The organism is Shewanella sp. SM69 (assembly GCF_025653985.1).
GTDB classification, from domain to species: domain Bacteria; phylum Pseudomonadota; class Gammaproteobacteria; order Enterobacterales; family Shewanellaceae; genus Shewanella; species Shewanella oncorhynchi.
Genome location: NZ_JAKKRV010000061.1, coordinates 1 through 564 on the forward strand (window position 1 = coordinate 1; position 564 = coordinate 564).

Sequence of the window (564 nt, forward strand, 5' to 3'; positions counted from 1 at the left end):
CCAAGCCGCTCTACGGTAGCTAACAATTCAGCATAAGTGGCGTTTTTAACTTTTTCGTAGAGCGTCTTGGCAGCATCTATTCCCTCGATGTAATCATCAGAATCTATGATCTCATGCGCCAAATGCTCGATAAAAGACGGCTCGATAAATGAGCCAGAAAGCACATTTAACAACACTTGCTTTTCTGCTGACTCTAAGTGAATCCCCGCTTGGAGTTGCAAATATTCGTAGCGATCCCAAATCTGATTTAGGCGCTCGGTCGTCCCTTCTCTCCTTTCCTCAAGGTTTGCCCTTAATTTTGGGGACGGGGTAAAACTCGGATTGCGCGGTAATTGGCTCATAAGACTCCAAAGCCCTGTATTACAGGGCTTAATAAATTTGATGTTAGATATTTGATTGATTGCGCATGTAAGCGCGATACCAGCTACGACATTGCTTTTCAAAGCTGGCCTCAGAACGTGCGGAAAGTGTGTTACCCATGAAGCCACCGCCCACACAAATTTGTCTGCCTAAAGTCCCGCTGCGACCTTGGGATTCAAGACGAATATATCCTCCGTCTAACGG

2 protein-coding genes are annotated in these 564 nt (G+C 45.9%); both read right to left on the bottom strand.

Translation table 11 applies throughout. The annotated features are described in order from the left end of the window. Positions 1-341 (bottom strand): hypothetical protein (locus L5M37_RS24085; RefSeq protein WP_263201922.1); only part of this gene is annotated, 341 nt, incomplete at its 3' end. A gap of 43 nt (positions 342-384) precedes the next feature. Continuing rightward, positions 385-564, bottom strand: a 180-nt coding sequence (locus L5M37_RS24090) for a hypothetical protein (protein WP_263201923.1), incomplete at its 5' end; no start/stop codon positions are given.